The organism is Nocardioides baekrokdamisoli (genome assembly GCF_003945325.1).
GTDB lineage: Bacteria > Actinomycetota > Actinomycetes > Propionibacteriales > Nocardioidaceae > Nocardioides > Nocardioides baekrokdamisoli.
Genome location: NZ_AP019307.1, coordinates 466067 through 484372, shown reverse-complemented (window position 1 = coordinate 484372; position 18306 = coordinate 466067). Strand labels below are relative to the sequence as shown.

General features: G+C 66.9%; 21 protein-coding genes and 1 pseudogene. 10 read left to right on the top strand and 12 right to left on the bottom strand.

What is annotated here, in order from left to right; genetic code table 11:
• Positions 1–9: 9 nt before the first annotated feature.
• The 3 genes and pseudogenes from KCTC_RS02230 to nucS form a co-directional block, all read right to left on the bottom strand.
• Positions 10–213: pseudogene (locus tag KCTC_RS02230) on the bottom strand (endonuclease NucS domain-containing protein); the annotation flags it as partial.
• 28 nt (positions 214–241) lie between these two features.
• On the bottom strand, positions 242–511 hold the full coding sequence (locus KCTC_RS02225; protein ID WP_125566370.1) for a hypothetical protein: 270 nt from the start codon (positions 509–511) through the stop codon (positions 242–244).
• 9 nt (positions 512–520) lie between these two features.
• Complete coding sequence (nucS, locus tag KCTC_RS02220) at positions 521–1246, bottom strand: endonuclease NucS (protein ID WP_125566368.1); 726 nt, start codon at positions 1244–1246, stop codon at positions 521–523.
• Here nucS and KCTC_RS02215 point away from each other — a divergent pair.
• The 5 genes from KCTC_RS02215 to KCTC_RS02195 are packed head-to-tail and all read left to right on the top strand — an operon-like array spanning position 1245 to position 4909.
• Positions 1245–2312, top strand: a complete 1068-nt coding sequence (locus KCTC_RS02215) for a 3-hydroxyacyl-CoA dehydrogenase family protein (protein ID WP_125566366.1) — start codon at positions 1245–1247, stop codon at positions 2310–2312. The genes nucS and KCTC_RS02215 overlap by 2 nt on opposite strands.
• 47 nt (positions 2313–2359) lie before the next feature.
• Positions 2360–2662, top strand: a complete 303-nt coding sequence (locus KCTC_RS02210; RefSeq protein ID WP_125566364.1) for a GNAT family N-acetyltransferase — start codon at positions 2360–2362, stop codon at positions 2660–2662.
• Positions 2663–2718: 56 nt separating this feature from the next.
• The gene (locus KCTC_RS02205) at positions 2719–3309 is read left to right on the top strand and encodes a TMEM175 family protein (protein ID WP_125566362.1); all 591 of its coding nucleotides are present in this window, start codon (positions 2719–2721) and stop codon (positions 3307–3309) included.
• Positions 3310–3353: 44 nt separating this feature from the next.
• On the top strand, positions 3354–4127 hold the full coding sequence (locus KCTC_RS02200; RefSeq protein ID WP_125566360.1) for a hypothetical protein: 774 nt from the start codon (positions 3354–3356) through the stop codon (positions 4125–4127).
• 5 nt (positions 4128–4132) lie between these two features.
• The gene (locus KCTC_RS02195; protein ID WP_197715228.1) at positions 4133–4909 is read left to right on the top strand and encodes an alpha/beta fold hydrolase; all 777 of its coding nucleotides are present in this window, start codon (positions 4133–4135) and stop codon (positions 4907–4909) included.
• 51 nt (positions 4910–4960) lie between these two features.
• On the opposite strand, the gene KCTC_RS02190 is transcribed toward KCTC_RS02195, so the two are convergent.
• The 6 genes from KCTC_RS02190 to mce form a co-directional block, all read right to left on the bottom strand.
• Positions 4961–5269 carry a hypothetical protein gene (locus tag KCTC_RS02190; protein ID WP_125566356.1) on the bottom strand — a complete coding sequence of 103 codons (309 nt, stop codon included), beginning with the start codon at positions 5267–5269 and terminating at the stop codon, positions 4961–4963.
• Positions 5270–5401: 132 nt separating this feature from the next.
• Complete coding sequence (locus KCTC_RS02185; RefSeq protein WP_125566354.1) at positions 5402–6568, bottom strand: coiled-coil domain-containing protein; 1167 nt, start codon at positions 6566–6568, stop codon at positions 5402–5404.
• A gap of 115 nt (positions 6569–6683) precedes the next feature.
• Positions 6684–8021 carry a crotonyl-CoA carboxylase/reductase gene (gene ccrA, locus KCTC_RS02180; protein ID WP_125566353.1) on the bottom strand — a complete coding sequence of 446 codons (1338 nt, stop codon included), beginning with the start codon at positions 8019–8021 and terminating at the stop codon, positions 6684–6686.
• Between the two features lie 11 nt (positions 8022–8032).
• Positions 8033–8494 carry a type II toxin-antitoxin system VapC family toxin gene (locus tag KCTC_RS02175; protein WP_125566351.1) on the bottom strand — a complete coding sequence of 154 codons (462 nt, stop codon included), beginning with the start codon at positions 8492–8494 and terminating at the stop codon, positions 8033–8035.
• The gene (locus KCTC_RS02170) at positions 8491–8724 is read right to left on the bottom strand and encodes a type II toxin-antitoxin system VapB family antitoxin (RefSeq protein ID WP_164512438.1); all 234 of its coding nucleotides are present in this window, start codon (positions 8722–8724) and stop codon (positions 8491–8493) included. Before KCTC_RS02170 ends, KCTC_RS02175 begins: the two co-directional genes overlap by 4 nt.
• A 113-nt stretch (positions 8725–8837) precedes the next feature.
• Positions 8838–9284 carry a methylmalonyl-CoA epimerase gene (gene mce, locus KCTC_RS02165; RefSeq protein WP_125566347.1) on the bottom strand — a complete coding sequence of 149 codons (447 nt, stop codon included), beginning with the start codon at positions 9282–9284 and terminating at the stop codon, positions 8838–8840.
• A gap of 175 nt (positions 9285–9459) precedes the next feature.
• Between mce and KCTC_RS02160 the strand changes: the two genes are divergently transcribed.
• From KCTC_RS02160 to KCTC_RS02150, 3 genes are all read left to right on the top strand, one after another.
• A complete protein-coding gene (locus KCTC_RS02160; protein ID WP_125566345.1) occupies positions 9460–10641 on the top strand; it encodes an acetyl-CoA C-acetyltransferase in 1182 nt (393 codons plus the stop codon).
• A gap of 208 nt (positions 10642–10849) precedes the next feature.
• The gene (gene meaB / locus KCTC_RS02155) at positions 10850–11800 is read left to right on the top strand and encodes a methylmalonyl Co-A mutase-associated GTPase MeaB (RefSeq protein ID WP_125566342.1); all 951 of its coding nucleotides are present in this window, start codon (positions 10850–10852) and stop codon (positions 11798–11800) included.
• 37 nt (positions 11801–11837) lie between these two features.
• The gene (locus tag KCTC_RS02150) at positions 11838–12749 is read left to right on the top strand and encodes a tetratricopeptide repeat protein (protein ID WP_125566341.1); all 912 of its coding nucleotides are present in this window, start codon (positions 11838–11840) and stop codon (positions 12747–12749) included.
• A 205-nt stretch (positions 12750–12954) separates the two neighbouring features.
• Here KCTC_RS02150 and KCTC_RS02145 read toward each other — a convergent pair whose 3' ends face one another.
• The 3 genes from KCTC_RS02145 to KCTC_RS02135 are packed head-to-tail and all read right to left on the bottom strand — an operon-like array spanning position 12955 to position 16970.
• On the bottom strand, positions 12955–13707 hold the full coding sequence (locus tag KCTC_RS02145; protein ID WP_125566339.1) for an NUDIX domain-containing protein: 753 nt from the start codon (positions 13705–13707) through the stop codon (positions 12955–12957).
• A 4-nt stretch (positions 13708–13711) separates the two neighbouring features.
• The gene (locus KCTC_RS02140; RefSeq protein ID WP_125566337.1) at positions 13712–16309 is read right to left on the bottom strand and encodes a glycoside hydrolase family 65 protein; all 2598 of its coding nucleotides are present in this window, start codon (positions 16307–16309) and stop codon (positions 13712–13714) included.
• Positions 16299–16970 carry an HAD family hydrolase gene (locus KCTC_RS02135; RefSeq protein ID WP_269461449.1) on the bottom strand — a complete coding sequence of 224 codons (672 nt, stop codon included), beginning with the start codon at positions 16968–16970 and terminating at the stop codon, positions 16299–16301. The genes KCTC_RS02140 and KCTC_RS02135 overlap by 11 nt, the downstream gene beginning before the upstream one ends.
• A 93-nt stretch (positions 16971–17063) precedes the next feature.
• On the opposite strand from KCTC_RS02135, the gene KCTC_RS02130 reads away from it, so the two are divergent.
• The gene (locus tag KCTC_RS02130; protein WP_231998794.1) at positions 17064–17846 is read left to right on the top strand and encodes an enoyl-CoA hydratase/isomerase family protein; all 783 of its coding nucleotides are present in this window, start codon (positions 17064–17066) and stop codon (positions 17844–17846) included.
• Positions 17836–18207 carry a hypothetical protein gene (locus KCTC_RS02125; protein WP_125566333.1) on the top strand — a complete coding sequence of 124 codons (372 nt, stop codon included), beginning with the start codon at positions 17836–17838 and terminating at the stop codon, positions 18205–18207. Before KCTC_RS02130 ends, KCTC_RS02125 begins: the two co-directional genes overlap by 11 nt.
• The last annotated feature ends 99 nt before the right edge of the window (positions 18208–18306 follow it).

Sequence of the window (18306 nt, the reverse complement as noted above, 5' to 3'; positions counted from 1 at the left end):
CCTGACGCTTCAGAACAGCCGCTCGGTCGGATCATCCAGACCGCGCAACGCGTCGTAGTCCACGACCGCACAGGCGATCCCGCGGTCCTCGGCGAGTACGCGGGCCTGCGGCTTGATCTCCTGGGCCGCGAAGATGCCACGCACCGTGCCCTTGCCGGTGAGCAGGGGATCGCGGTTCAACAGTTCCAGATAGCGGGTGAGCTGCTCCACACCCTTTGTGCAGTCGAAACACGCCGCTATGTCAGGCACGGCCGGGCCGAGGTCGTCGAGGATTCTCGACCTCTTCGACACCAGGTTCGATGGGGATCTCGACCGAGGTCGGTGGTGCCTCGCCTGCTCCGATCAGGAAGGCAGCGAGATGTTCCATGGCGGGTTCCGACAACCCATGTCTGATGTAGTACTCGGCTTGCGAAACAGTCTCGTAGCCAGCCCTGACGGAGATTCCGAGCAACAGAGCCTCTTGGTGCGACAGGCGAAGCGTCAAGCCTTGGGCGTCGAGTTCTGCTTCCACGATTCGACCTTAGAACAAGCGCTCGGTCGGGTCGTCCAGTCCGCGCAACGCGTCGTAGTCCACAACCGCGCACGCGATCCCGCGGTCCTCGGCGAGTACGCGGGCTTGCGGCTTGATCTCCTGGGCCGCGAAGATGCCGCGGACGGTGCCCTTGCCGGTGAGCAGGGGATCGCGGTTCAACAACTCCAGATAGCGGGTGAGCTGCTCCACACCGTCGATGTCCCCGCGGCGCTTGATCTCGACTGCAACCGAGAGGCCCTCGGCGTCACGGCACATCAGGTCGACCGGCCCGATCGCTGTCGGGAACTCGCGCCGTACCAGGGTCAGACCGTCGGACAAGGTCGCCGGATGATCGGCCAGCAGCTCCTGGAGGTGCTTCTCGACTCCGTCCTTCTGCAGGCCCGGGTCGACGCCGAGATCATGCGCCGACTCGTGGTGGATCTCCTCGATCGTGATCCGGAGCGTGTCGTCCGTCTTGGACGTCACCACCCACTCCGTACGCCCGTCCTCGGTCAGACCTTCGCGCAGCGTGCACGGGGGAGACATCCAGTTCAGCGGCTTGTACGAGCCCCCGTCTGAGTGCACCAGAACGGACCCGTCCGCCTTGATCATCAGGACGCGGGTGGCCATCGGAAGGTGCGCGCTGAGCCGCCCCGCGTAATCCACCTGACAGGTCGCCACCACGAGTCTCACAAGCCGAAACCCTACTGGCGGGTATGGGAGGATCTGCCGCATGACCCTGAGCAACGAGCAGATTCACGACACCCTCGTCCTCCCGTACCTCCAGCACGCGCTGCGGATGCACTCCGCCGGCTACGCCTCCGCCGTCGACATCGACAACGGAATGCGCTTCGGTTGTGGGTACCCGAAGGGCCCGATGACGGTCGCGCAGGAGCGTGGATTGTTCACCCCGGCCGAGGCGGCCGGCGAGGCCACCGCCCCCGAGTTCAAGATCGAGATCACCAAGGTCGGTGTCGTGGGCACCGGCACCATGGCCAGCGGCATGATCCAGGTCTTCGCCCAGGCCGGGTACGACGTGGTGTTCGTCGGCCGCGGCGAGGACAAGATCAACGGCGTCATCGCCAGCATCACCAAGGGCCTCGACAAGCTGATCGAGAAGGGCAAGATCGACGAGAACGCCAAGTCGGACGTCCTCGGCCGCCTGACCGGCTCCAGCGAGCGCGAGGCGCTCGCAGACGTGGACATCGTCGTCGAGGCGATCGCCGAGGACCTGGCGATCAAGACCGAGCTCTACAAGGACCTCGACCGCATCTGCAAGCCGGGCGCGATCCTGGCGACCACGACGTCGTCGATGCCGATCACGAAGCTCGGCGAGGTCACCTCGCGTCCCGAGTCGGTCATCGGCATGCACTTCTTCAACCCGGCGACGATCATGAAGCTGGTCGAGGTCGTCACGACCGAGCAGACCTCCGCCGACGTCAACGAGACCGTTCTGGCTCTGTGTGCCAACATCGGCAAGGTCGCCGTCTCCTGTGGCGACCGCTCCGGGTTCATCGTGAACTGCCTGCTCTTCCCTTACCTCAACGACGCGATCAAGCTGCTCGAGTCGGGCCAGGCCTCGATGGAGGAGATCGACGCGGCGATCAAGGAGCAGGCCGGGTTCCCGATGGGCCCGTTCGCGCTGCTCGATGTGGTCGGCAACGACGTCTCGCTCGCGATCGAGAAGGAGCTCTTCGAGACGTTCGGTGACGCCGACTTCGAGCCGGCCAAGACCCTCATCGCCAAGGTCGAGGCTGGAGAGCTCGGTCGCAAGACCGGCCAGGGCTTCTACTCGTACTGAGCCGCTCACGGCTGACTGACTGATCGAAACGGCCCAGGGAGGGACCCATGACTGACACCGCAATCGAGGTCGTGGATGTCCCCGACCTGGGCCGTTTCGAGATTCACGTCGACGGCACGCTCGCCGGCTTTGCGCAGTACCGCATCCCGGACGCAGAGCACGTCGACTTCATCCACACCGAGATCGACGACGCGTACGCCGGGCAAGGCCTTGCGGGCAGGCTCGCGACGGCTTCGCTGGACCAACTACGCGCCGAGGGGCGCCGGGCGATCCCGCACTGCCCCTTCTATGCGGCCTTCATCAAGAAGCACCCCGAGTACGAGGACATCACCGACTGGCCGGCTCGCTGAATCGTTGATCGGCTGGCTTCCCGCTCGCCGATCATCCCGGTCCCTAGAGTTCTCCTGTGGAGAGCAACCGACTCGAGGCATTCAGCGACGGTGTTCTGGCGATCATCATCACGGTGATGGTGTTGGAACTGAAGGTTCCGACGGGTGAGCACCTGCACGATCTGTGGCACACCAGCGGGCTGTCGATCCTGACGTACGTGCTCTCGTTCGTGTACATCGGCATCTACTGGAACAACCACCACCATCTCTTCCAGGTCGTCAAGACCGTCACCGGGGGAGCGATGTGGGCCAACCTGCACCTGCTGTTCTGGCTCTCGCTGTATCCCTTCACCACGGCGTGGATGGACGATTCCAGGCTGGCGCTGACTCCGACGGCGGTCTACGGCGTGAATCTGCTCGGAGCCGCCATCGCCTACTACGTCCTCCAACTGACCCTTCTGCGTACACCCGGGACCGGCCCGGTGCTGAAGGACGTCCTCGGGAACGACTGGAAGGGCAAGGCGTCGCCCGGGCTGTACGTCCTCGGCATTGCGCTGGTGTTCGTGACTCCGTGGCTGGGGTTGGTGCCGTTCGCGCTCGTGGCGCTCATTTGGCTCGTCCCGGACACCCGCGTGGAGCGCTGGCTGGCAGCGAACCGTCCGGCGTAGCGTGCGGGGTCTGCCGGTTCCCATCACCCTCGTAGAGTGAAGCCATGGGCCAACTCATCGGCATCCTTGTCATCATCGCGGTGGTGTTCGTCGTGGTCCGCGTGACCAAGCGACGCGCTGCCCTACAGACTCAGCAACGCTTGGCTATCGCCATGGAGCCGGTCAAGAAGCTCACGTTCGAGGACATCACCGCGCTCGGTGAGCAACTCCAGAACCTCGATCTCGATCTCACCGGTCGCGTGTTGGACGAGGGTGCTCGGGCCGACTACCAGCGAGCCCTCGACGCGTACGAGAACGCGAAGCAGGCGGCAGAGGTGATGGCGAAGCCCGATGACGTCGGCAACGTCACCTCGATCGTCGAGGACGGTCGGTACGCGATCGCCTGCGTCCAGGCGCGCGTGAACAATCAGCCGCTGCCGCCGCGGCGCCCGGCCTGCTTCTTCGACCCGCGCCACGGCATCTCGGTGGCCGACGTCCAGTGGCCGATGCCGGACGGCCAGATGCGTGACGTCCCCGCATGCGCGTTGGACCGCGAGCGCGTGATGGCCGGCGCTGCGCCCGACAGTCGGTACGTGATGCGGGGCAGCCAACGGATGCCGTACTGGCAGGACCGGAACATGGGCCCGTACGCCCGCGGCTACTTCGGCAACTTCGGGCCGATGGAGTGGATGTTCGCCGCGTGGTTCCTCCCCGACATCCTCGGCGGCGTGGGAATGCTCGCGGAAGGCATCGGTGCAGGTCTTGGCGACCTGGCCGGCGGCATCGGTGACGGCCTCGGCGACATTGCCGGTGGCATCGGCGACCTGTTCGACTTCTGACCACGGTGGTCCTGCACACCGCCACCTACGGCGACTCCGGTAGTCGCATCGTGTTCCTGCACGGCCTCTTCGGTCAGGGGCGCAACTGGACGACGATCGCCAGATCGCTCGCCGACACCCACCGCGCGACCGTGGTGGACCTTCCGCATCATGGTCGCTCACCCTGGTTGGAGACCTTCGACTACCTCCAGATCGCCGACATGGTCGCCGATCTGATCAAGCTCCACGATCCGGCAGCCGTCGTCGGTCACTCCATGGGCGGCAAGGTCGCGATGGTGCTGGCCCTACGGCATCCGCACCTGGTCTCGCGGCTGTGCGTGGTCGACATGGCGCCGGTGACTTACCCGCGGTCGCAACAGTTCCAGAGCTACATCGAGGCGATGCGCAGTCTCGAACTCGGACCCGATGCCTCCCGCGAGGATGCCGACGCCGCGCTGGCGTACGCGGTCCCGGACCCCGGCGTACGCAGCTTCCTGCTGCAGAACCTGCGACGGGATGCGTTTGGGTGGACATGGCAGATGAATCTCGAGGTCCTGGGTCGCGATCTGGACCGGATCAGCGGCTGGCCCTCGGCTCAACTCGGCCCGACGAGACCGTATGGCCGGCCGGTGTTGTGGATCGCGGGTCAGGATTCGCCCTACATCCGCGCCGACTACCGGCCGGTGATGAAGGCCTTCTTCCCGCACGTACGCAATGTGACGGTCAAGGGAGCCGGCCACTGGGTCCATGCAGACCGGCCCGAGATCGTCACCGAACTCCTGAGGGATTTCACCAAGGACTGAGAACAGCGAAGGGCGCCGGACCGAAGTCCGACGCCCTTCTGACCGATCAGATCACTTCTTGGCGAGCTCGTAACGGCCCTGCTTCTTGTCCTGGATGCACTTGAAGCCGTAGTTGTCGTAGTCGCCCTTGTTGGCGACCGAGCAGGCCTGGTTCGGGATGAGGCACTTGTGCTCGCCGCCGATCGCAGCGCTGACGGCCTTCTTGTTGGTGCAGGGCTCCTTCTCGATCTTCTTGATCTCCGAGGAGCTCAGGCTCTTGTTGGCGGCCGAGTCGTTGCCCTTCTTGCCACAACCGGTGAGGGCGGTCGAGGTGGCAGCGGCGAGCATGACGCCGGTGGCGAGCTTGGTCGTGAACGACATGGTGGGACTCCTATCACCCGTGCACGGACAGCACGGTGTGACCGAATCCTGACAGCCAACGGACAGGAAGCGCTCCCTAAACCGCCAGAATCAGGCAGTTCTCAGCGGATCCGCCGAGATGTTGCGACGACCTCAGGCGTCCTGCGCCTCGGTCGTCGCCTCGGCGGCCTCGGGCTCCTCGGCCGCAGCAGCCTTCGCCGCCTTCGTGGGCGCCGGCTCGTCGCTGGGCTCGTCGTCCATGAAGCCGTTCACGAGGTCAGAGAGCTGCGCGAGCTGGCTGTGGATCGCGTCGCGACGCTTCACCAGACGGGCGAGTTCGGCCTTGTGCATCTCCACGGCGCGCTCGACGTCCAGAGTTGCGGTGGCGCCGATCGACTGTGCCTGAGCGGCGGCGGTCGCCAGGATGCCCTCGGCGTCCCGCTTGGCTCGGGCGATCAGCCCCTCGCTCTCCGCCTTCGCCTCGGCGCGGTGCTGCGCCGTCTGCTCGGCTCCGAGGCGTACGCGCTCATCGGCGGCCGCAGCCCGGCTCTCGGCCTCTTCCACCAGACGGCGGGACTCGCTCATCGCGGTGCTGTGGTGGTCGGTCGCCTCGCGGGTCAGGCGCTCCTTCTCCACGGCCAGCATTCGACGTGCTTCCTGGACCTCGCGGTCGGCGCCCGCGCGGAGCTGCTCGACTTCGCGCTGGGCGGCCGTACGCGTCTCGGCGGTCTCCTGGTGGGCGGCAAGGCGGATCTGGTCCGCCTCGGCCGTGGCGGCGGCCACGTGGCTCTCGGCCTCGCTCTGCGCGAGCGTGCGCGTACGCTCCGCGTCCGACTGGACCGCGCTGCGGTGCTCATCGAGCTCGGCGTGGTGTGCCGCACGCTCGGCCTCGATCTGGCTGCGCGCCGACGAGGTCGCCGCCGTCGCATCGCGCACTGCGTGGGCCCGAATGTCGGCAGCCTCGGCCTCGGCGGCCTGCTTGATCTCTGCGGCCTGCTCCTCGGCGATGCGCAGCAGCACGTTCGCGCGCCGGCCGAGGCTGGCGAAGCTCGGGTTGCTCGTGTCGGCCAGTTCGGCGCGGGTGCTGGCCAGTTCGGCCTCAAGGCTGGCCTGGCTGTTGTGCGCGATGGTCGCCGAGTCGTTGGCAGCCTTGAGTGCCGCGGTCAGCTGCTCGATCCGTGCATCCGTCGCCGCCGGGTCATAGCCGCGGCGGACGAGGGGCAGCGGGGTCGTCGGCACCTGCGCAGCGGAACTGTGGCGGCCCGCCTGCGCTGCGGTCGTACGTGGCTCCGGTGCGTTCGAGGTCGCGTTGTCGCTCATGCTGGTCCTTACGTGGCGTTCTGGTCCGAGTGGCTCCCAGCCTTTCACACGGCCGGAAATGACAGACACCGCCTGCGGGAAGTGATCCCACAGGCGGTGTCTGGTGTTCTTGGGATCAGATCCCGCGGAACAGATTGATCTTGTCGAGGTGCTTCGCGCGGAGCTCCTCGTTCTTCACGCCGAGGCCCTCCTGCGGCGACAGCGCGAGGACGCCGACCTTGCCCTGGTGCTTGTTGTGGTGCACGTCGAGCGCGGCCTGACCGACCTCGTCGAGGGAGTAGACCCGCGACAGCGTCGGGTGGATCTTGCCCTGCGCGATGAGGCGGTTGGCCTCCCACGACTCGCGGTAGTTCGCGAAGTGGCTGGAGATGATCTTCTTGAGGTTCATCCACAGGTAGCGGTTGTCGTACTCGTGCATGTAGCCCGAGGTCGAGGCGCAGGTCGTGATGATGCCGCCCTTGCGGGTGACGAACACCGAGGCGCCGAAGGTCTCACGACCCGGGTGCTCGAAGACGATGTCGATGTCCTCGCCGCCGGTGAGTTCGCGGATCGCCTTGCCGAAGCGCAGCCATTCCTTCGGATCCTGCTTCGTGCCTTCCTCGTTCCAGAACTTCGGAGCGAGCTCGGAACGGTTGATGACCATCTCGGCGCCCAGGTTGCGCACGATCTGGGCCTTCTCCTCGTTCGACACCACGCAGATCGGGTTGGCGCCACCGTTGAGGGCGTACTGCGTCGCGAAGCCACCGAGACCGCCCGAGGCGCCCCAGATCAGGACGTTGTCGCCCTGCTTCATGCCGCCACCGTTCTTGGAGACGAGCTGGCGGTACGCGGTGGAGTTCACCAGGCCCGGGGACGCAGCCTCTTCCCAGGTGAGGTGCTCCGGCTTCGGCATGAGCTGGTTGGCCTTGACCATGGCGACGTCGGCCAGGCCGCCGAAGTTGGTCTCGAAGCCCCAGATGCGCTGCGACGGATCCATCATGGTGTCGTTGTGGCCGTCGGGAGCCTCGAGCTCGACCGACAGGCAGTGGGCGACGACGCGGTCGCCGGCCTTCCACTTCGTCACGCCCGCGCCGACGGCGAGCACGACGCCAGCCAGGTCGGAGCCGACGATGTGGTACGGCAGGTCGTGGCGCTTGCCGAGGGCCGACTCACGGCCGTACCGCTCGAGGAAGCCGAACGTCGAGACGGGCTCGAAGATCGAGGTCCACACGGTGTTGTAGTTGATGGCCGAGGCCATCACGGCGACGATCGCCTCGCCCGGGCCGAGCTCCGGCATCGGGACATCGTCCAGGTGGAGCGATTTGCGAGGGTCCTTGTCGCGCGACGCGACGCCCTCGAACATGTCGACCTCGTCCTTGTGGACGGTGACGGCGCGGTACGACTCCGGAAGGGTCAGGTTGGCGAATTCCTCGGCCGGGGCATCGGCGAGGATCGCATCAAGAATCTTCTGCATGGAAGGGAACGCTACCTGTTCTCTTGTTTCTTCAACGGGTTGAAGGTGAGGGGGTTGTGGGTCTGAAGTTCGGGGAACCAACTGAAGTCGCGGTCTGCGGTCCACAGTTCCTTGATGCCGTTGCCGATGCAGATCGCCGCGATGCGGGCGTCCTGCACCTTGACACCGCGTACGCCTGATTCACGGATCAGGCCTTCGACGATCTCCAGATGGTGGGGAGTCTCGCCGATGAAGGTGACGTTGTCGGCACCTGAGAGGGCGCGGACCGCCGCGAACGCCTGATCGTGCGGCGTGGGCGGGGCGTAGATCCGAGGATGCGTGATCACCGCCAGGAACTCGTGCACGGCCGGCCAGGGGATCGCCCAGGTCGCCGTCCGTGCTGCGAGGGACTCCAGAGCCGCCCGAGCAGCGTCATGATGAGCACTGTCCTGCCGGTGTGCGTACACGAGCAGGTTGGTGTCGACGGCGATCAACGGGGGAGTCCGTACGACACGTCGATGATGTCGGCTCCGATGATTCCCTCGGCAAGGCCGTGTCCGGCGTACGTCGGGAACACGAACTCGGCCCGGGTGGTGGCCTGGCGGCGTTCGAGAGCGTGTCGAAGCCCCTCGATCATGAGTTCGCGCATCGTGGTGTGTTCCTCGCGAGCGATGTCGCGTACCTGAGCGACCAGGTCGTCAGGCAGCTCGATCGTCGTCTTCATACGGGTGACCATATCAGCGCACCCGTACACCCATACTCAGGATTCGTGAGGCGTCCGTCACGTAGAAACGCCCCCTCCGCGATCGGAGGAGGCGCTTCATGACGCGGATCGGGTCAGTGGTGCGCGTTCTTGTTCGGCTCGACGAGTTCGACGAGTACGCCACCGGCATCCTTGGGGTGGATGAAGTTCACCCGGCTGTCAGAGGTGCCGCGCTTCGGCACGTCGTAGAGCAGCCGCAGGCCACGCTCGCGGAGGATCGCGCAGACCGCATCGATGTCGGTCACGCGGTACGCGAGCTGCTGGAGGCCCGGGCCGGACTTGGCCAGGAACTTCCCGATCGTGGTGTCGGGGTGCAGCGGCGCCAGCAGCTGGATGTGGGAGCCGGTGTCGCCGACGGCGACCATGGCCTCGCGTACGCCCTGCTCCTCGTTGGTCTCCTCGTGGGCGACCTTCATGCCGAACTTGTCGGCATAGAAGGCGATCGCCTCGTCGAGGTCCGGGACAGCGATGCCGACGTGGTCGATCGCGATGAACAGGTGCTCGGGGATCTCGAGAGTCATGGTGACCAGTCTGACTGATGGTCCCGTCAGGCACTGCACGTCGTCCGCGGATAGTGTGACGATAGGCACATGGATGAGCTGTCCGAGGCAGTCCCTGCGTCGGCTACCCGCCAGTAATATTGGTCTGTTACCAGTCGTTCACACGGCGCTTGTTCACACTTTGGAGGCATTTGCCATGTCCACCGTCATCGTCGCTGGGGCTCGTACCCCGATCGGCCGCCTTCAGGGCGCCTTCTCCTCCCTCTCCGCCGCTGAGCTCGGGTCCGTCGCCATCAAGGGTGCGCTCGAGAAGGCCGGCGTCACCGGCGACCAGGTCGACTACGTGATCATGGGACAGGTCATCCAGGCCGGTGCCGGCCAGAACCCGGCCCGCATGGCTGCGCACGGCGCGGGCATCCCGATGAACGTCCCGACCATCACCACCAACAAGGTGTGTCTCTCGGGCCTCAACGCCATCGCCCAGGCTTCGCAGATGATCACCTCGGGCGAGGCGGAGATCGTCGTCGCCGGCGGCATGGAGTCCATGACCAACGCCCCGCACCTGCTCCCGAAGTCGCGTGACGGCTTCAAGTACGGCGACACCACGCTGGTGGACTCGATGGTCTACGACGCGCTGTTCGACCAGTTCACCAAGCAGGCCATGATCAACCTCACGGACGCGTGCAACGCGGCTGCGCAGAAGTTCACCCGCGAGGAGCAGGACGCCGTGTCGGCGCGTTCCCACCAGCGTGCGGCTGAGGCCCAGAAGAACGGGATCTTCGACGACGAGATCGTCCCGGTCACCATCTCCTCGCGTCGCGGCGACGTCGTCGTCACCCAGGACGAGGGCGTACGCGGCGACACCACCACTGAGTCGCTCGCCGGCCTGCGCCCGGTCGCCAAGGACGGCACCATCACCGCTGGTTCTGCTTCGCAGATCTCGGACGGCGCCGCAGCGGTCGTCGTGATGAGCAAGGAAAAGGCGGAGTCGCTCGGCCTGACGTGGCTCGCCGAGATCGTCTCCGTCGGTCAGACCGCCGGTCCGGACTCCTCGCTCCAGCTCCAGCCGGCCGCCTCCACGGCCAAGGCTCTCGCGAAGGCCGGCCTCACGGCTGCCGACCTCAGCGTCGTTGAGTTCAACGAGGCGTTCGCAGCTGTCGGCATGGCTTCGGCCGCCGAGCTCGGCATCTCCGATGAGATCGTCAACGTCAACGGCGGCGCAATCGCCCTGGGTCACCCGCTCGGCATGTCCGGCACCCGCGTCGTACTCCACCTGGCGAACGAACTCAAGCGTCGCGGCGGCGGCGTCGGCGCCGCTGCGCTCTGCGGCGGTGGCGGTCAGGGTGACGCGATGATCGTGCGCGTGCCTTCTGCCTGAGTCTGACTCCACGAACGTCCCTTCCCGCTTCGGCGGGGAGGGACGTTTTGTATCCCGGCTCCTTCCGTTACCCAGCCGGACCTGCGCGGCCGTGCCCAGGGGTGGACCGATGTTGAGCGTGAGGCGTCGGTCGGCGCCTGGCCGCCCCTCCCGCAACATCGGTCCACCCTTCGGCACGCCAGGTGCGGGCTAGTGGAACGATCTCCCCATGAGTCGTAGGACTGACGACGTCGCCACCCTGATCGCGGAGGCGCGCGAAGGGCGTACCCGGGCGGTCGCTCGGCTGATCACGCTCGTGGAGGACGCGTCTCCGCGGTTGCGGGAGGTGATGGCGGCGCTGGCGCCGTACGGCGGCCACGCCCATGTCATCGGTCTCACCGGTGCGCCCGGGGTCGGCAAGTCGACGACCACGTCGGCTCTCGTTGCTGAATTCCGCGGACGCGGGCTGACCGTCGCCGTGCTCGCCATCGATCCGTCCTCTCCGTTCTCCGGCGGCGCGCTGCTCGGTGACCGGATCCGGATGACCGAACACGCCTCCGACCGTGGCGTCTACATCCGTTCGATGGCCTCACGTGGACACCTGGGAGGGCTGTCGTGGTCGACGCCGCAAGCGCTGCGGGTGGTGGATGCTGCCGGCTTCGACGTCGTACTGATCGAGACGGTCGGCGTGGGGCAGTCCGAGGTCGAGATCGCCCGTGCTGCGGACACGACGGTGGTGTTGCTGGCGCCAGGCATGGGTGACGGGATCCAGGCTGCCAAGGCCGGCATCCTTGAGATCGGTGATCTCTACGTGGTGAACAAGTCCGATCGCGATGGTGCCCACAAGGTGCGCAAGGACCTCTTCGGCATGCTCAAGCTGGCGGATCGCGCTCCTGAGGCATGGGACCCCCCGGTGCTGGCGACGTCGTCGTTGAACCAGCAGGGGCTCGCCGAGGTCGCCGATGCCTTGGTCGAACACCGTGAGTGGCTGGCCGCGACCGGCAATCTGCGCGTACGCCGCGAGCGGCGGGCACGGGACGAGATCGAGGCGATCGCGGTGCAGGAGTTGCGCAGTCGTTGGGCCTCGGTCGGCGAGGCCGGTGCGATGAAAGAGTTGTCGGCGCGTGTCGCGGCGGGGGAGTTGGACCCGTACTCCGCCGCCGACGCCCTGCTGGCCTGACGTCGGTCGGGGTTCGATGGCTCCATAGGATGAAGCCATGAGTGAGCAGCCCCCGGCACCCACGTCCTCCCGCGGAGCGATCGACCTCGCAGCCCTGGGGCAGCCGGCCGCGCAGGAGTCCGCGGCCGCCGGCGCGTACGCGGTCATGGTCAGTCAGGAGAACTTCCAGGCGGTCCTCGAGCAGTCGGTCACGGCGCCCGTCATCCTCGCCGCCGTCTCCCCGTCCCGCGCGCCGGAGTCCGTCGGATTCGCCCAGGACCTCGTCGACGTCGTCGCGGAGTACGACGGTCGCTTCCTGGCGGCCGTGGTCGACGTCGACAAGAACCCGGCGATCGCACAGGCGTTGCAGATGCGTCAGGTGCCGGAGACGTTCGTCATCAGCGGCGGTCGCCCGATCGCCGAGCCCTTCCCGGGCATCTTCACCGCTGAGGAACTGCGGGTGCTGCTGCAGCAGATCGGCCAGCAGCTCACCGCATCGGGGATCGCGGGGCGCCACGCTCCGCAGCAGGTCGTCGCCGAGGACGGTGAGGTTGCGGCGGACCCGCGGTACGCGGCAGCCCAGGATGCCCTCGGGGCGGGCGACATCGACCTCGCTGTGGCGGAGTATCAGAAGCTCGTCGACGCCAACCCGGCCGATGCCGAGGCCGCCGCCGGTCTCGCAATGGCGAAGCTGTTGCAGCGGGTGGGCAGCGCGGACGTGAACGCCGCTCGCGCAGCCGCCGCAGCCAGCCCGGACGATGTTGCGGCGCAGACGACGGTCGCCGACCTGGATCTAGCGGGAGGCCACGTCGAGGACTCCTTCAACCGGCTGATCGGGCTCGTGGCGCGTACCTCCGGCGATGAACGCGACGCCGCCCGGGAGCACCTGGTCGGGCTGTTCGCTGCCGTGGGCAACACCGACCCGCGGGTCGCTGCTGCGCGCCGGGCGCTCGCGAACGCACTGTTCTGACGTCGAGACCCGACATCCGTCAGGTCGAGACCCGACATCGGTCACGTCGAGACCCGACGTTTGTCAGGTCGAGACCCGACGATTGGCAGCGACGCGTCAACGAGCCGTGCCCTGACAGACCAAAGTCCGCATGTCGACGGTCCAGATGCCAGGTCTCGGCGTGGCAGACGTCGGGTCTCGGCCTGACGGATGTCGGGTTTCGGCGCTACTCGGAGCGACCGGATTCGGTGTACGCCGAGCCCTGACCGTCGACGCGCCCGAGGGCGGCCGCGACTCGCCTTGCGGTGAAGTCGGTTGCGAGTTCGTGGACCTCCTCAGGGGTACAGAAACGTACGTCCTTGATCTCTCGAGCCTGCTTGACGACCCGGTCGAGGATCGAGGCGTCGTGCGCACCGCCGTCCCACACCAGGCATACGGCGTCGTCCCATCCGCGCCAGGGCGGTAGCCAGTCGGTGAGCAGGAGTTCGCCGGTCGGGATCGTGAGGGCGAGTTCCTCCTCGACCTCACGAGCGGCAGCATCGCGAGGAGATTCGCCGACTTCGACGACTCCTCCGGGCAGGTCCCAGTCCTGCTTGTAGGTCAATTGACACAGCAACACGCGTCCGTCGCGGTCGCGGATCAACATCTGGGTGATGGCGCGCTTGCGCGGAAGATACGAGTTGAGCAGCGCCCGGAAGCCGTCGCCCCGCTCCGGAGGATCATCAGAGGCGAGCCGGGCGTACAGAAAGCGGTCGGCGCCGTCGACGAAGCCGCGCAGCAGGCCCTCGCGACGGAGGCCGGACATGAGCGCGTTGCGCTGTCCGGTGGCGTCGTCCGGATCGACCAGGATCTCGACCCGTTCGGTGTCGGCGAGCGTCTCGATGATCTTGGCGCGGACGGCATCCAACGAGGAGCCGAGCGGCAGCGTCAGTCGTGTGATGCCCTTGCCCACGCGCTCCACACCCACCTCGTCGGTCACGTCGTCACCCTAGTGTCATGCCCTCATCGGGATCGCGGATGACCGGCAGGCTGCCGGTGTCGTGGGCGTACGTGAGTGGTTCGGGGATGGGCTGCGGCAGGTGGGCGGCCATCCGCGTGCCGTCCGGTCGACGTCCCTTCGGCGGCGCGATGAGCGGCCGGTCGATGCGCGCACCCTGATTGTCCAGCGGGACGCGTACGACGCCGCCCGCGTCGAGTCTGATCGCCCTACCCCGGACGACCATGTCGATGCTCTCGGCGACCTCCGCACGTGAGGTGAAGGTGATCGCCTCGGGCATCACCGCGACCTGGAGCAGGTGGCCTCGCCACTGCAACGGGAAGCTCAGGGTGTCCCAGCCCTCGGGGAGACGAGGGTCGAAGTGCAGGCCGTCGTCGTACTGGCGCATCCCACCGAAGCCGTTGACCAACGCGGCCCAGACCCCGCCGGCCGAGGCGATGTGGATGCCGTCGGCGGAGTTGGCATGCAGGTTGGCGAGGTCGCAGTAGAGCGCCTCGTGGAAGAACTCGCGGGCTGCCCGATGGTGGCCGACTTCTGCGGCGACGATCGCCTCGACGACGGCCGAGAGGGTCGAGTCACCCGTGGTGATCGGGGTGTAGTACTCGAAGTCGCGCAGCTTCTCCTCGGCGGTGAACCGGTCGCCCTGCAGGAAGAGCGCGAGCACGACGTCGGCCTGCTTCAACACCTGGAAGCGGTAGATCACCAACGGGTGGAAATGCAGCAGCAACGGGTGCAGTTCCGGGGGAGTTGACTCGAGATCCCACACCTCACGGTGGAGGAAGAAGTCGTCCTGCGGGTGGATGCCGAGGTGATCGTCGTACGGGATCCGCATCCCGGCCGCGCACGCAGCCCAGCGTTCGACCTCCTCCTCGGAGATGGTGAGTCGTTCCATCGCCAACGCGTACTCGGACGGATCCGTCGCCTGGAGCGAGGTCAGCACCGCGACTGCCTGTTCGAGGTTGTAGCGCGCCATCACATTGGTGAACAGGTTGTTGTTGACGACGGTCGTGTATTCGTCCGGCCCGGTCACGCCATGGATCTGGAACGACGGGTCGCCGTTGTCGCGTACGAACCCGATGTCGGCCCAGAGCCGCGCCGTCTCCACGAGGACGTCGAGCCCGCCGACGTGGAGGAACTGTTCGTCGCCCGTGGCTCGGGCGTACTTGACCATGGCGTAGCTGATGTCGGCATCGATGTGGACCTGCGCGGTCCCCGCGGCGTAGTACGCGGATGCTTCCTCGCCGTTGATCGTGCGCCACGGATACTGCGCTCCCTGGATCGCCATCTCGGCCGCCCTGGCTCGCGCCTGCGGCAGCATGTGTACGCGGAACTGCAGCACGTTGCGGGCGACGTCGGGTGAGGTGAAGGTCAGGAAGGGCAGTACGTAGATCTCGGTGTCCCAGAAGTAGTGCCCCTCGTACCCGGAACCGCTGACGCCCTTGGCTGCAACGCCCTGGCCGTCACTGCGGGACGTGGCCTGAGCCAGGCTGAAGAGGTTGAACCGGATCGCCTGCTGCAGCGCGACCGGGTCGCCGTCGAGGCGCCCCGATGCGTCGCCGTGCTCGGTGACGACCACGTCCGACCGGTCCCAGAACGCGTCGAACCAAGCCCGCTGGGCGTCGTGGATGGCGTCGCGTCCGATGCTCGCAGCTCTCTGCAACGTGCGGTCGCACCGATCGGCGAGTTCGCCCGGATCGACCCCCCGGGAGGAGTGGTACGAGACGAGCTTGTCGACCCGGATCGTGTCGCCGGACGAGGCGTTGCACTGGATCGTCCAGCGGGTGCGGTCCTCGGTGGCGTGCGTGACCGTTGAGGCGTCGGCCGGTGCGCGTACGACGTGGTCGGCAACCGCCGCCACGGTCATCTGGGAGCGGTGAGCCTCGAATCCGAGTGCCAGCCGGTTGCCCTCGGCAGCGGATAGCCGAGGCATCATGACCCGTTCGTCGAACCCGCCGGCCTGGCGCGGGTCCTGGATGGCGCCGCTGTCGGGGTGGGCCACTGTCGGCACCGCGTACTCGTCGGTGCCGTCCTGACGATTGATCAGAGCAGACGTGATCGCGATCGGGGCCGACCCCTCGAGCATGGTGAGCTCGATGGAGAAGACCGCGAGGTGCCGCTCCGTCATGGAGACACACCGCGACGTGTCCACCTGGACCCGTTGACCGCCGGGCGTACGCCAGATCACCCGTCGACGGAGCACCCCATCGCGGAAGTCGAGCGAGCGCTCGTACGCCTCGACATCGGAGGAGCCGAGAATGAGCGGCTCGTCGTCGACGTACACCTTGAGGACGGTGGCATCCGGGACGTTGATCAGGGTCTGGCCGGTGCGGGCGAAGCCGTACGCGGCCTCGGCGTGCCGGATGGGCCACGTCTCGTGGAAGCCATTGATGTACGTGCCGTACGAGACGGTCGGGCGACCCTCCTCAGGTGTTGCGCGGACACCCAGATACCCGTTCGAGACCGAGAACAGCGTCTCCGTCAGCCCGAGGTCCTCGTCAGGCCCGGGTGCGCTCTCGACGAGTCGCCAGACATCGGTGGGGAATCGCTCGCGATCGACGGGATCGGAGGGGATTTCAGCGCGCATCGTTCATCTCCGGAATGAGGTCGCGCAGGTCGGTGACGACCACATCGGCTCCCGCTGCGGCGAGCGCCTCGTGACCTGCGCCGCGGTCGATCCCGACCACGATCGCGCCGGCCGCCGAGCCGGAGGTGACGCCTGCGGCGGCGTCCTCGATCACCACAGTGTCGCCTGTTCCAAAACCCAGTTGGCGGGCGGCGTACGCGTAAGGATCGGGGGAGGGTTTGCCGGCGAGGTGCTGCTCGCGGGCGGTGATCCCCGAGACGACCAGATCGAACTGACCGAGGATCCCGGCCGCCTCCAGCACTGCGGTCGCGTTGGCGCTGCTGGACACGACAGCAGTCCTCAAGCCTCGCGTGCGTACGAAGGAGAGCAGGGCCATCGCATCGGGATAGCTGTCGGTGCCGTCGGTGGCGAGGATGCGCAGGAAGGTCGCATTCTTGGCCTCGCCGAGGGCGTGGAGCGTGTCGTCGTCGGGGTGCAGGCCACGTGCCTCCAGGACAGCCCTGATCCCGTCGAGGCGCGGCCGTCCGTTGACGTACTGGTCGTAGTCGCGAACGGTGTACGGAGGCAGCCCGCGCTCGGCGATGTACGGGCCGAGAGTCTGCTCCCACGCCGTCTCGTGGATCCGGTCGGTCGGGGTCAGGACGCCGTCCAGGTCGAACAGGACTGCGCGGGATGTGGCCCAGATCTCGGTGTCTATGAGTCACCTCCGTGCACGAGTGCGGTCCCTTGGAGCGTACCGGGCTAACCTCGTCGCGTGACGTCTGAATTCGTACGCCTCGAAGTCGCCGACGGTGTCGGCACCATCCGCCTCGATCGCCCGAAGATGAACGCGATCAGCCTCCAGTTGCAGGCTGAACTCCGCGCCGCATGCGCCGAGGCGACGGAGCGCGACGACGTACGCGCCGTGGTCGTGTACGGCGGCGAGCGCCTGTTCGCGGCCGGCAATGACGTGGCCGAGATGTCCGAGATGTCTTATGTCGAGATGGTGAGGGCCACTCGCGGAGTTTCAGAGGCTTCCACAGCAATCGCACAGATTCCGAAGCCCACAGTCGCAGCTGTGACGGGCTACGCACTGGGCGGCGGTTGTGAGCTGACCCTCGCCTGCGACATCCGGATCGCAGCCGAGAACGCGACGTTCGGTCAGCCGGAGGTGCTGCTCGGCATCATCCCCGGCGCCGGCGGGACCCAGCGCTTGGCACGGCTGATCGGGCCGTCGAAGGCCAAGGACCTGATCTTCACCGGCCGCTTCGTGAAGGCTGACGAAGCGCTGGCGATCGGGCTGGTCGACAAGGTCGTTCCTGCCGACGAGGTCTACACCGAGGCGGTCGCGTGGGCGAGCCAGTTCAAGGGGGCGGCGGCGCTTGCGCTTCGCGCCGCGAAGGAGTGCATCGACCGCGGTCTCGAGGTCGACATCACGACCGGTCTCTCGATCGAGCAGCAGCAGTTCGCCGCAGTGTTCGCCACCGAGGACCGGGCCATCGGGATGGCGTCCTTCCTGGCCAACGGCCCGGGCAAGGCAGAGTTCGTTGGACGCTGATCTCGCACCACCGGAGCTACGCGACTTCGTACCCGCCGTGGGTGCGGTCGTGACGCTCGTCGGTGCGGGAGTTGCCTTCGTGATGGCGCTGGGCGCGATCCTCGTGGCCGCCAATGCGGATGCGACCAACGGCTTCGTGGACTTCGTCTACAACTTCTCCGGATCGATGTCCCTGGGGATGTTCAAGCGGATCGACGGTCTGGTCACCTTCAGTGGAGGAGCCGCCGCCACGCGTGACGGCCTCTTCAACTGGGGCCTGGGCGCCCTGGTCTGGCTGAGCATCGGCTACGGCCTGGGCTGGGCGATCCGGCGCTACGGTCCGAGCCTGATCGACGACCTGCCGCACACCCGACACATGTGAGATGTCCAACGCCGACTCGCGTACGTCCGACGCGTGGCGAGCCGGTAACATGCCGTCGTTACTGACATCGTGCCGATCAACCGACGCGTAAACCGAGGA